The organism is Salegentibacter profundi, from assembly GCF_054121475.1.
The window spans coordinates 12,239-25,126 of record NZ_JBSYGG010000007.1 but is presented as its reverse complement, the minus strand read 5'-3'; the positions used below and the strand labels follow the sequence as shown (position 1 = coordinate 25,126).

Below are 12,888 nucleotides of genomic sequence, written 5' to 3'. Positions count from 1 at the left end.
TCACCGATGAAAGCCATATTAATCTTCATATTATCATTGAGCCTAAGTTTAATTTCCTGTAAAGACACTACTGATCCATCCCAGCAGGAGAAGGTAGTACAGGAAAACTTAATCACCATTTCAGAAGCCCAGTTTCAGGATAGTGAACTCCGCACAGCAATGCTGAGAACCTTTAACTTTCCTGAAGTAGTGCGGAGCAATGGGCGTATTGATGTGCCCCCTGGAAATAGAGCCAGTATCAATGCCTTTATGGGGGGCTATATTCGAAAAATAAATCTGCTGGAAGGAGATAAAGTGTCTAAAGGACAATTCCTGGTGAGCCTGGAAAGTACCGAATATGTTCAATTGCAACAGGACTATATGGATGTCGTGGGACAGCTGGATTACCTAAAGGCGGAATTTGAGCGCCAGAAAACTATGCTTGAAGAAAATATTACCTCCAGAAAAAATTTTCTGAAAGCCGAAAGTGATTATAAACGGGCACAAACCGCACGAAATAGTCTGCAAAGTAAACTGCACATGTTGAATATTGACCCTACCGCTGTAGAAAATGGGGATATCCGTTCTGTAGTCAATATTTATTCGCCTATAAGCGGTAATGTCAGTAATATTTCCGTGAGCCGGGGAAGCTTTGTTTCTCCAACGGATAGGATCATGGAAATTATCAACGAGGAAGATATTCATTTGGAGTTGGTTGTCTTTGAAAAGGATGTCCGGAAAGTTAAGGAAGGGCAGAAGATTATATTCAATACCCCGGAAGCTTCCAGTGAAAATTTTGAAGCAGAAGTCGTTCTAGTGGGTAAAACCATAGACCAGCAGAAAAGGAATGTTAGAGTGCACGGGCACATTCCCGATAGTATCACCTCTCAATTTACTGTGGGAATGTTCGTTGAGGCACAAATCCATACAAGCCAAACTCAAAAATCCGCATTGCCGGAGGAGGCTGTCATTGAACAGGACGGCGATTATTTTGTGCTGATTCTGGAGGACAAGGATGAAGAAAACTATTATTTCAGAATGCAAAGTGTTGTTCCTCTCGAGACCTTTGAAGGAAAAATTAGTTTGAAAGATCCGGAAAGTATAGGAAATCAGGAAATCCTGGTAAAAGGAGCTTTTGGTCTAATCAGGGAAGCCCCTGGAGAATAAATTTGCAAAGGCTGTGGACCTGATCCTAATCATATGAATCCTTTAGTTGAGGCTTTAACTTTGTGGCCTAAACTAAACTAAATGAGTTCCGACCTTATCAGAAAATACAATATCCCGGGGCCACGTTATACAAGTTACCCTACCGTGCCGTACTGGGAAGAGACCGGGTTTTCGGTTCACACCTGGAAAGACAGCTTGCTTAAACGTTTCAGAGAAAACCGGGAAATAAGCCTTTATTTACACCTGCCTTTTTGTGAGAGCCTCTGCACTTTTTGTGGTTGTAACAAACGTATCACCAAACAACATGGGGTGGAGATTCCATATATTGAAACCCTGATCAGAGAATGGGAACTGTATCTGCAGGAATTACCCTATAAACCGATCATCAAAGAAGTCCATCTGGGTGGTGGAACTCCGACTTTTTTCTCCCCGGAAAACCTTGAATTATTACTAAAAACCATTTTCAGAAAAGGAGAACTTGCCGACAAAGTGGAGTTTAGTTTTGAAGGACACCCCAATAATACCACGAAAGAACATCTTAACAAACTCGCTGAATTAGGTTTTAGAAGAGTCAGTTATGGGGTACAGGATTATAACATGAAAGTGCAGATGGCCATTCATAGAATACAGCCTTTTGAAAATGTAAAAAAGGCTACCGAACAGGCACGACAAGCAGGGTATACTTCAATAGGGCATGATATAATTTTCGGTCTTCCCTTTCAAACCAAGGAGCATATCATTGAAACCATAGAAAAAACAAAGCTGCTAATGCCGGATCGTATTGCATTTTACAGTTATGCACATGTTCCTTGGATAAAGGGGAGTGGACAACGAGGATTTAATGAAGACGATCTGCCTGATGGAGAAACCAAACGGGAAATGTATGAAACCGGGAAACGGATGCTGGAAGAGGCTGGATATGTTGAAATAGGCATGGACCATTTTGCCTTGAAAACCGATTCGCTTTTTAAAGCGGTTGAAGACAAAGATCTTCACCGGAATTTTATGGGGTATACCACTTCCAACACAGGGTTGATGATCGGACTGGGGGTTTCAGCCATTAGCGACAGCTGGTATGGTTTTGCACAGAATGAAAAAACCGTAGAAGCCTATCAGGCCCGTGTTGAAAACGGTGAAATACCGGTTTTTAGAGGTCATATTTTAACCCAGGAAGATCTCAAAATACGAAAACATATTCTTAATCTTATGTGTCGCCTGGAAACACGCTGGGATTCTCCTGAAGATTATTTTGAAGAACTGCCGGAAGTACTGATTAAATTAAGAGAGATGGAAACAGATGGGCTGGTAGCCTTCTCAGAAACAGGCTTACATATACCAGAGAAAGGGAGACCTTTTGTCCGAAATATTTGTATGGCCTTTGACTTACGCCTGCAACGAAAAGTACCAGAGACCAGGCTCTTTTCTATGACCATGTAAGAGAGCAAAAATTTAAATAAAAAACCACGGAATGCCGTGGTTTTTTATTTTAAGGTTAGACCAAGTATGGAGGATTATTCTTTCTTACCTCCAAAAATCATTTTTAAAACGACCAATACAAGGACGGCACATACTACGAAAAAAAAACCGATAATATAGGTGCCCATTTCCCAGTTCACCAGTGCAAGATAATTAGCTAGATTCATCATTTATATATTAATGGCAGGATTGAACTGCGGTTATTTTTTGTGTCATTTCCACGGGAGATAAATAAGGAATACCCAATCCCATTCCGCGGATAATAAAAAGTAGTCCTATAAGAACTACAAATACGGGGATAGCCCTGGTAATCTTCTGTCTTAGCCTGGCATTAATAAAATTACCCAGGTAGACCGCCGTGGTCATCATCGGTACAGTACCAAGGCCGAAAAGCACCATATAAAGACTGCCATGCAGTGCACTTGCAGAAGCTACTGCACCAAATACAGCCATATACACCAATCCGCAAGGGAGAAAACCATTAAGGAATCCGGCGGTAAAAAAGGTGTCTGGTCTCCTGCTCTTTAGAGTTTGCCCCAAATGGGATTTTATCTTGGCAATAATCCTGTAGAGCGGACCAGAGCCATTAATTTTACTAAAAGTTTTATAAGGCATGAGAACCACCAGGATCATTAAGACTCCAACGGCAATAGATAATTGCTGTTGAAGTCCGAACAGGCCAAAGCTTTTTCCTAAAATTCCAAATAACAATCCGATTATGGCATAGGAGATTATTCTACCTAAATGATACAGGCTTACCTGTCCAGCTTTCCGCATGGAGTTTTCCCGGTCCACTGGCAGTAAAAAGGCTATGGGCCCACACATCCCAATGCAATGAAAGCTACCTAAAAGACCAAATATGAGCGCAGAAATCACCATAGGCTAATAAACGATCTCTTTTTTATAAAGGAAAGTCTCGCCCTGGTACTCCCAGTGGATATAAATGTTCCACCTTCCGGGGATCAGGTTTTCCTCGTCTATTTCAATCTGATGAGTGTCCAGGTTTAATGGAATATCAAAATCCAGTTTGGCGTTAGAGGGCCGATAGAATTTTAAATTTCCAGAAACCTCCGCAAGATTGAGTTCCTTTGGAAACTCAATAAGCCAACCGTTATTGATTCTTCGGTCGCTTATATTTTCCGTAAGGGCATTTGCGCGTGTTTCCGCATCTATTTCCTGCTGGAATAAAAGTTCCTTTTTATAATATTCCTCAGTTACTAGGTCATGATCAAATTTCTCATCGGTTAGCATATTGAATACCAAATAAAGGATAAAACTTATAAAAAGTGTCATCCCTATCACTATGCCTGTACCCCAATTTATTTTCATAAGTTTAGTTTAAATGACATTAATATTGTGCTAATTAAAGCTCCGAGGTCCCATAAACATTGTTTTTGTGGTCTCAATGAGCCTATCCCCGCTGTAAATACCTACCTCAACTTTTTCCTTTTCATCTTCAAGAGCCGAAGCATTGATTTCAATAAACAAGGTTCCCTCGCTGAGTTCCTGTCCAGGAACTACAATTTCTTTATCCTGTACTGGTTTAACTGTTCCTGGATGTGAGATTAGCTTAAATTCAATATCTCCATAATCAGCGGTGGTTTTGTTTACCAGTTTATACGTATATACATTGCTGATTACATTATTATCTTTATGTTCATATAGCTGTCCAGGTAATCGTAAAATTCGTGCTTCTACTTCGCTTCGTACGAATAGCATTCCGATTAATACCACTGTTAGAATACCTAAGACAACCGAATACCCTTTCAGCCTTGGAGTAAATCTGAACTTGGCCTTTTTCTCAATATTTTCTTCACTGGCATAGCGGATTAGTCCTTTAGGCAGATCTACGGCTTCCATCATGGAATCACAAGCATCGATACAAGCGGTACAGTTAATACATTCAAGCTGGGTGCCGTTGCGGATGTCAATTCCTGTTGGACATACCTGTACACACTGGAAACAATCAATACAATCTCCTTTTCCACTGGCTTCCCTGTCCTCATTCTTTTTGAATTTGGCGCGACCTTTTTCTTTTTCGCCACGTTTATGATCATAGGCAACTATAATGGATTTGTTGTCCAGAAGTACACCCTGAAGCCTCCCGTAAGGACAGGCAATGACACAGACCTGCTCTCTGAACCAGGCAAATACAAAATAGAAAACCCCGGTAAAAATAAGGAGAGAAAAGAAAGTACTTAAGTGATTCATCGGTCCATCGGTTACGTATTGCAGCAACCTGTCGCCTCCAATGAGATAGGCCAGAAAAACATTGGCTATCAGAAAAGAAATAACAAAAAAAAGAAACCATTTTATCCCTTTTTTCCTGATCTTCTCAGCATTCCATTCCTGTTTATTTAATCTCATCTGTTTTCCCCGGTCGCCCTCGATCCAATATTCAATTCTGCGGAAAACCATTTCCATAAAGATGGTTTGCGGACAAAGCCAACCGCAGAAAATCCTACCGAAAGCAACGGTGAAGAGAATGATAAAAACCACCCCGATCACCATCATGATCACAAAAATGTGGAAATCCTGTGGCCAAAAGGGAAAACCGAAGATGTTGAAACGGCGTTCCAGAATATTGAACATAAGAAACTGGTTCCCATTAATTTTTACAAATGGTGCGGCAAAAAGAAAGATCAAAAGGAGGTAACTAACGTATTTACGATAGTCATAGAACTTTCCCGAAGGCTTTTTGGGATAGATCCATTTTCGCTCTCCTTTTGAACCCGCGGTGGCTATAGTGTCTCTAAAACTTTCGTTGTTTTCCAACTTCTTTTGTTCTTAAATTCAATTTTCAGTTATTCCGATTCTTCTGTCCATAGATCTCCCTCAGGACCTTTTGGATCGGGAGGATTGGTTCCTTCCAGGCTCATCACATAACTTGCTACCTGAGCGATCTCCTCAGCACTTAAGGAAGATTTCCAGGCGACCATTCCCTTTCCGTCACGTCCACCTTCTGAAATAGTATGAAAAATATTGCTTATTCCTCCTCCGAGTATCCAGTGCTCATCGGTTAGATTAGGGCCTATAGCGCCTCCACCATCAGCACGATGACAAGCCATACAATTGGCCATATAAACTGTTTGGCCGGCTTCAAGATCAGCTGCATCGGTGAGTAATTCAACATTTGATGCATCCAGTAGATCGGGATTTTCCTTTTTATAGGCCTCAACCTGTTCCTTAGCCCTGGCTACTTCTGCAAGGTATTCTTCAGTCTGATCGGCTCCGTTAAATACATGATATCTTGCCATGTAAATAACCGCGAAAATGATACTGATGTAAAAACCATATAACCACCAAGCGGGAAGATCATTATCCAGTTCACGAATTCCATCGTAATTATGGTCCAGGATAATTTCATCTTCTTTTTCCAAAGGTTTTTTGGTGAGCAACTTATCATAAATCCGTCTAAACCAGGCTGTGCGTTTGTCGTGTTGAGCTTTTTCTATTTGTAAAAGCTTTTCGCGACCCTGCTCATCCAGACTCTTATTTACCATATTCCTGAGCGCTATCAGAGAAGCTTCAATGGCTATGGCGATGATAAGGATTAAGCCTAATACTACCCAAACAAATGGATATTGTTCAAAAACCCAGGTGGTTTCGGCCTCTATAGTTAGTTCTATAAGCAGAAAGGCCAGGATTAAAAATCCCGCAATTCTTAAATATGACGAAGTAGATCTCATAACTCGGTATTTTCTTGGTTTTGGTCTAAGGGTAACTGGCTTACTTCATTAATATGTTCCTTTTTTGCGGTGAATACCCACCAGAAGAGGGCTACAAAAAAAATGAAGAAGATAAGCAGAGAGATGATGGGGTAGATCGTAACCCCATCAATGGCTTCGAGATTTCCTTTGATAAATTTCAACATAGTTACTGGTTTTTGTCAGTTAATTCCTGGCTATCTTTTACCTTAATATCCGTTCCTAAACGTTGCAGGTAAGCAATCAGCGCCACAATTTCCCTGTTGCGCATCTCCACAAATTCGGTGTTGTTCTCCTGGGCATATTTTTTATCCGCCTGATAAGTACGAGCAAAGTCTGGATCGGAATGGAGGTTCTCTTCAATTTCAGTTCCCTGTTCCAACATCCATTGCTGGGCATTGGCAATTTCTTCTTCAGTATAAGGGACACCCAGGCTGCTAAGGGCTCTCATTTTAGCTTCCGTATCACTCTTATCAAGTTCATCGGTTATCAGCCATTTGTAGGCCGGCATAATGGAGCCTGAAGAGGTGCTCTGTGGATCATACATGTGGTTAAGGTGCCAGTTATCCGAATATTTTCCTCCCACGCGCATGAGATCGGGTCCGGTACGTTTACTTCCCCAAAGGAAAGGATAATCGTAAACGTATTCTCCTGATTTGGAGTATTCTCCATAGCGTTCTACCTCACTTCTAAAAGGTCTGATCATTTGGGAGTGACATCCCACGCAACCTTCCCTGATATAGATATCACGGCCTTCGAGTTCCAGGGGTGTATAAGGTTTTACACTGGAAATCACAGGAACGTATTCATCAACCATTAGTGAAGGTACTATCTGGACAATTCCTCCAATAAGAATGGCGATGGTAGCGTAAAGGGTGAGCTTTACTGGTCGTCTTTCCAACCAGGTATGATATCCTTCCCCGATAACGCGTTTACGCGTTACTTTCTGTAGGGGTGCAGCTTCAGCAAGCTCATCTTCTACAGCACTTCCCTGTCTTACCGTTTTTACAATGTTATAAAGTAAAATGAAAGCCCCGACGATATATAAACTACCACCAATGGCCCGCATCCAGTACATAGGGATAATTGAACTTACTGTTTCAAGGAAGTTCCCGTAAGTAAGGGTCCCATCAGGATTGAATTGCTTCCACATTGAAGCCTGAACAAATCCTGCAACGTACATTGGCAAGGTATAAATAATTATACCCAGGGTACCAATCCAGAAATGGGCATTGGCAAGTTTTATCGAATAAAGTTTAGTTTTAAATAGTCGCGGTACCATCCAGTAAACCATACCAAAGGTTAAGAACCCGTTCCAGGCCAAAGCACCTACGTGAACGTGCGCGATAATCCAGTCACTGAAGTGGGCAATAGCATTGACATTTTTAAGCGAAAGCATAGGACCTTCGAAGGTTGCCATTCCATAACCTGTAATGGCCACAACCATAAACTTAAGTACAGGATCGGTTCTTACCTTATCCCAGGCTCCTCGCAGTGTCAGTAAACCGTTGATCATTCCCCCCCAGGATGGGAATAACAGCATTACTGAGAAAGCTACCCCGAGGTTCTGAGCCCAATCGGGCAAAGAGGAATATAAGAGATGGTGGGGTCCCGCCCAGATATAAATAAATATCAGGGACCAGAAGTGAATTATCGACAACCTATAGGAATATACAGGTCTGTTGGCTGCTTTAGGTACAAAATAATACATAAGGCCAAGAAAAGGCGTAGTAAGGAAAAATGCCACCGCGTTATGCCCGTACCACCATTGTACAAGGGCATCCTGTACTCCAGAGAAAATAGAATAACTTTTAAATGCAGAAACAGGAATTTCAAGATTATTTACAATATGCAGGACAGCCACGGTCACGAAAGTTGCCAGGTAAAACCAAATTGCGACATATAAGTGACGTTGTCGGCGTTTTATCATGGTCATAATAAGATTCAATCCGAAAGCAACCCAAACAATAGTTATGGCGATATCGATAGGCCATTCAAGTTCGGCGTACTCTTTGGAACTTGTAAAGCCCATTGGAAGGGTAATAGCTGCTGCAACAATAATCGCCTGCCATCCCCAGAAGTTTATGTTACTAAGTGCATCGCTCCACATTCTAGCTTTGAGCAGTCGTTGGGTAGAATAATAAACCCCGGCAAAAATAGCGTTTCCGACAAAGGCAAAGATTACCGCATTGGTATGGAGTGGTCTTAACCTACCAAAACTAAGCCAGGAAATACCGTCGGTGAGGTTTGGAAATAAAAACATAAAGGCCAGTAGCAGGCCAACACTCATTCCCACAATACCCCAGACGAGGGTGGCAATGGTAAACTTCTTTACGATCTTATTATCGTAATAAAACTGTTCTGTTTGCATAGTTATTCAGTTTTCTCTTTTTTGGTGGTTTTATTTTTGGATTTCGAGTTTACTAATTCGTCTTCAAATAGCATGCGGACCGAAGGTGTATACATATCGTCATACTGGCCCTTTTTTACCGAGAAGATAAAAGCTATAAAGAAAATTATGGCTACCAGAACGCTGAGTGCCAGTAGCAGGTAGATAATGTTCATTGTTTAGTTAATTGCGCCACAAAAATAATGGCTAATTAATTTTTAAAATATGACCTCAATCAGGTTTAATCGGTTTAAAATTACTTAAGTCTTTTCCCTGCAAGTTTGGTTGCCAGGCTGGTAAAAGCTACTATACTAATGGAACTAAGGGGCATAAGGATTGCAGCGACCACCGGCATTAAATTACCGGTAACCGCAAATGCCAACCCCACAAGGTTATAGCATAGACTCAACACAAAACTCCATTTAATAATCTTCATTCCTTTGTGAGAAATCTCAAAGAAGCTATGCAGATCTTTCAATCTGGAGGCATCTAAAATCCCATCACAGGCAGGAGAAAAAACATTGATATTTTCCGAAACTGATATCCCTACATCACTTTGGGCTAATGCCCCGGCATCATTTAATCCGTCCCCGATCATCATTACCTTGCTTCCCTGTTGCTGAAGCCGTTTTATAAAATTTAGTTTGTCTTCAGGTTTCTGATTAAAGTAATATTTGGTTTGGAGCGGGAGCATTTTCTCCAGCCTTTCTTTCTCGCCATCATTATCGCCGGAGAGAATAAAAATTTGTTTGCCTTTGCCTAATTTTTCCAGCAGGGGTTCCAGGCCTTCCCTGTAAGAATTCCTGAAAACATACCGTCCCTTGTATTCCCGGTTACTGCTAATATAAACGGCCGTTTTGTTAGCCTCGGCGACCTGCGAAGCAGGTTGTCGTACAAATTCAGCCGAACCTATCTTTAAGTTGCTTTGTTTATGTTTTGCCTCAATACCTTTTCCGGTATATTCGGTAAATTCATCGGGAGTCAGAATATCATTTTTATTGAGAATATCGTATAATTGACGACTAAGCGGATGGCCCGAGGCCCGAAGGCTTCCGCTGAGAAGTCTTTCCTCTTCCGCGGAGAGCGTAAGGCCTTCATAATAGATCTCGGCTTTTTTATTGGTGGTGATCGTTCCTGTCTTATCAAAGACCAGACAATCAATCTGTGCTATTTGTTCAATAATTCCTGCTTCCTTGAGGTAAAATTTATTTCTTCCAAAAATCCGCAACAAATTTCCCAGGGTAAAAGGCGTCGCCAGGGCAATGGCACAGGGACAGGCAATAATTAAAACTGCGGTAAATACATTTAGGACTTTGGTAGGATCGTAAATGATCCAAAACAAACTTGCCAGGAAGGCAATACTTAAGACGCCCGTGGTAAACCGTTTACTAATCTGATTAATAAGACTCTGAAAAGCCGAATCCTTATTCTTTTTAAAAACTTCATTACTCCAGAGTTTGGTGAGATAACTCTGATTTATTGCTTTAATGGCTTCAATTTCGATTAATCCACCTTGCTGGCGGCCCCCGGCGAACAGGGTCTCTCCATATAATTTTTCCACGGGATTGGCCTCACCGGTCACAAAGCTATAATCGATTAGCGCATTGCCTTTTATCAGGACGGCGTCAATGGGAATTAATTCCCCATTTCGTATCAGGATTCGATCCCCGGGTTCAATATCGTAAACCTGAACCTGCTCTTCACTCTTTTCTGCATTAAGCCGGGTTACGCCAATAGGAAAATAGGATTTGTAATCCCTTTCAAAGGACAGATAAGAATAGGTCTTTTGTTGAAAAAATCTGCCTAAAAGCAAAAAGAAAACTAGTCCTGTTAGACTATCAAAGAAACCAGTTCCAAGATCCAGGACAATCTCCGTTGTGCTGCGAATAAATAATACGGCTATACCCAGAGCTATAGGGACGTCAATATTCAACAGATTTGCCCTGAGCCCTTTATAAGCAGAAATAAAATATCCAGAACCTGCATAAAAAACAACAGGAAGCGAAAAAGCAAACATCATCCAGCGGAACAGATTTTTAAAGCGGTCCAACCAGAATTCATCCACCTCAAAGTATTCGGGAAAGGAGAGAAACATTACATTTCCAAAAGCAAAGCCAGCCACCCCTAATTTATAGATCAGACTTCGGTTAATACCGGGTTTCTTTTGATCAAAATCCTTAAGGGATATATAAGGTTCGTAGCCAATCCTACTTAACAAATACGCCAGGTCTTTTAAAGAGACTTCATCTGAATTAAAAGTGATCCGGACTGTTTTTCCAGGAAAATCAACCTGGGAAGTTTTTACACCTGGGTTGAGTTTATTGAGGTTTTCCAATACCCAGATACAGGAACTACAATGCATGGATGGAATGAGTAAATTGACCACCTGTATGTTATCCTCATTGAATTCCAGAAGTTTTGCAACGATTTCCTGGTTGTCAAGAAAATCAAACTTTCGCTCGGAAGAAGCAGGAGAAATCCCCGGATTATTATCCAGGTCGTAATAATAGGAAAGGTCACTTTCATTAAGGATCTCATAGACGGTTTTACAGCCCGTACAACAGAAATCCCTCTCCTGATATCGTAAATGTTCTTCTCTACATTCCTCCCCGCAGTGAAAACAATTGGTCATATGCAAGCCCAAATTTTTGGCAAATTTTAATTAATTGTGTCGGTAGTACTATGATTAGAATCAGGTTTATGCGTTAATTAGGAATAGTTCATAGTATTTATATATGTTAAAATTAGGAAAATTTTAAGGAAAGTCTTTTGCTTTACTGTTAAACTTAAACTTTTTGTTTTCTGGGTTTTGAAATAAGGATCAGGTAAAAATACCCTATTAAACCTGCAATCATCGAGGCCAAAAGAATTCCGATCTTTGCCTGGCCTTGCAAAGCTTCATCCACAAAGGCGAGTTCGGTAATAAATAAGGACATTGTAAAGCCGATAGCTGCAAGGAATCCCAGGCCATAGATGTGTTTCCATTTAACATTTCTGGGCAGGTCCGATATTTTAAAGAATACCATTAATCTTGTGAAGAGGACGATGCCGATGAATTTTCCGATTATTAAACCAAAGATAACTCCGAGGGTCACAGGGCTTTTAAAAAGCACAAAGGAATCCAAATCAATAGTAACACCTGCATTGGCAAAGGCAAAAACAGGGAGGACTACAAAACTCACAAAAGGGTAAAGGGCATGTTCCAGACGTTGGAGGGGAGGAGTTGCATCTTCGGTTAACGAGGAGAGTTTCTCAATGGTATGGGTGATCTTTTCTTCTGCCTCAATGGGATTTTTCTCCCTGTCCCGGTAGTGCTGTTTAATTTCAAAAGAAAGCATTTTCGCTTTACGCAGAAAAAGAGGGGTATTGATGCGTTTGGAAGTGGGTATGGCAAAAGCAGCCAGCACCGCAGCGATGGTTGCATGAACCCCAGAGAGCAGAATTGCCAGCCATAAACCACCTATTCCCATAATGGCGTAAAACAAAGTATTTCTTATGCCAATAATATTTGCGCTGATCAGGATTAAAAGAAAGAAAGCACCAACCGCCAGGCTTTCCATTGAAATTTCCGAGGTATAAAAGAAGGCAATAATCAGGACGGCTCCCATATCATCGACTATAGCAATTGCTGTAAGGAGAATCTTTAAGGTAAATGGGACCCTATCCCCTAAAAGAAAAAGAATTCCTAAAGCAAAGGCAATATCGGTAGCCATTGGAATTCCCCAACCGGAGGCGCCCGGCCCCGCGGCATTTAAATAATAATAAATTAAGGCAGGAACAATCATACCACCAAGGGCTGCTGCAACAGGTAAGAAAGATTTACCCAGACTGGATAATTCGCCCTGCAGGATCTCTCTTTTTAATTCCAGACCTACCATAAAAAAGAAAATAGACATTAATCCATCATTGATCCAGTGCAATAGGTTTTTTCGTAATATAAAATCATTTATCCCGAGATGAATGTATTGTTTCCAAAGACTGTGATAGGCTTCTGCAAATGGAGAGTTAGCCACGATCATAGCCAGGATAGCTGAAAATATTAAGACTAATCCCACGGAAGTCTGTTTTTCTATGAAATTCTTGATAGGCAGTAAAATATAGAGATCAAGGCCAGACTTTTTCATGATAAACAAAGGGATTTGATAATAAAGTTACAACACCTTTAAAATA

12 protein-coding genes are annotated in these 12,888 nt (G+C 41.0%); 2 read left to right on the top strand and 10 right to left on the bottom strand.

Going from position 1 to position 12,888, the window contains the following annotated elements:
- Positions 1 to 6 precede the first annotated feature (6 nt).
- On the top strand, positions 7 to 1,146 hold the full coding sequence (locus ACW6NC_RS10305) for an efflux RND transporter periplasmic adaptor subunit (RefSeq protein WP_457865793.1): 1,140 nt from the start codon (positions 7 to 9) through the stop codon (positions 1,144 to 1,146).
- Positions 1,147 to 1,227: 81 nt separating this feature from the next.
- Entirely contained in the window at positions 1,228 to 2,583 is a 1,356-nt protein-coding gene (hemN, locus tag ACW6NC_RS10300) for an oxygen-independent coproporphyrinogen III oxidase (protein WP_457865791.1), read from the top strand.
- 74 nt (positions 2,584 to 2,657) lie between these two features.
- On the opposite strand, the gene ACW6NC_RS10295 is transcribed toward hemN, so the two are convergent.
- The 10 genes from ACW6NC_RS10295 to nhaA all read right to left on the bottom strand — a co-directional run bounded on the left by ACW6NC_RS10295 (position 2,658) and on the right by nhaA (position 12,842).
- A complete protein-coding gene (locus tag ACW6NC_RS10295) occupies positions 2,658 to 2,792 on the bottom strand; it encodes a hypothetical protein (protein WP_457865789.1) in 135 nt (44 codons plus the stop codon).
- Positions 2,793 to 2,799: 7 nt separating this feature from the next.
- The gene (locus tag ACW6NC_RS10290) at positions 2,800 to 3,501 is read right to left on the bottom strand and encodes a sulfite exporter TauE/SafE family protein (RefSeq protein WP_457865787.1); all 702 of its coding nucleotides are present in this window, start codon (positions 3,499 to 3,501) and stop codon (positions 2,800 to 2,802) included.
- 3 nt (positions 3,502 to 3,504) lie between these two features.
- On the bottom strand, positions 3,505 to 3,951 hold the full coding sequence (locus ACW6NC_RS10285) for a FixH family protein (protein WP_457865786.1): 447 nt from the start codon (positions 3,949 to 3,951) through the stop codon (positions 3,505 to 3,507).
- A gap of 30 nt (positions 3,952 to 3,981) precedes the next feature.
- Positions 3,982 to 5,397, bottom strand: a complete 1,416-nt coding sequence (gene ccoG / locus ACW6NC_RS10280; protein WP_457865784.1) for a cytochrome c oxidase accessory protein CcoG — start codon at positions 5,395 to 5,397, stop codon at positions 3,982 to 3,984.
- Between the two features lie 29 nt (positions 5,398 to 5,426).
- Positions 5,427 to 6,311 carry a cbb3-type cytochrome c oxidase N-terminal domain-containing protein gene (locus tag ACW6NC_RS10275; protein WP_457865782.1) on the bottom strand — a complete coding sequence of 295 codons (885 nt, stop codon included), beginning with the start codon at positions 6,309 to 6,311 and terminating at the stop codon, positions 5,427 to 5,429.
- Positions 6,308 to 6,496: a CcoQ/FixQ family Cbb3-type cytochrome c oxidase assembly chaperone gene (locus ACW6NC_RS10270; protein ID WP_457865779.1), complete on the bottom strand. Its 189-nt coding sequence runs from the start codon at positions 6,494 to 6,496 to the stop codon at positions 6,308 to 6,310. The genes ACW6NC_RS10275 and ACW6NC_RS10270 overlap by 4 nt, the downstream gene beginning before the upstream one ends.
- A 2-nt stretch (positions 6,497 to 6,498) precedes the next feature.
- On the bottom strand, positions 6,499 to 8,700 hold the full coding sequence (ccoN, locus tag ACW6NC_RS10265) for a cytochrome-c oxidase, cbb3-type subunit I (RefSeq protein ID WP_457865777.1): 2,202 nt from the start codon (positions 8,698 to 8,700) through the stop codon (positions 6,499 to 6,501).
- A gap of 2 nt (positions 8,701 to 8,702) precedes the next feature.
- Positions 8,703 to 8,894 (bottom strand): cbb3-type cytochrome oxidase assembly protein CcoS, encoded by a 192-nt coding sequence (ccoS, locus tag ACW6NC_RS10260; RefSeq protein ID WP_457865775.1) that lies wholly within the window; start codon positions 8,892 to 8,894, stop codon positions 8,703 to 8,705.
- A gap of 80 nt (positions 8,895 to 8,974) precedes the next feature.
- Complete coding sequence (locus ACW6NC_RS10255; RefSeq protein WP_457865773.1) at positions 8,975 to 11,350, bottom strand: heavy metal translocating P-type ATPase; 2,376 nt, start codon at positions 11,348 to 11,350, stop codon at positions 8,975 to 8,977.
- Between the two features lie 154 nt (positions 11,351 to 11,504).
- Positions 11,505 to 12,842 carry a Na+/H+ antiporter NhaA gene (gene nhaA / locus ACW6NC_RS10250; RefSeq protein WP_457865772.1) on the bottom strand — a complete coding sequence of 446 codons (1,338 nt, stop codon included), beginning with the start codon at positions 12,840 to 12,842 and terminating at the stop codon, positions 11,505 to 11,507.
- Positions 12,843 to 12,888: the final 46 nt, after the last annotated feature.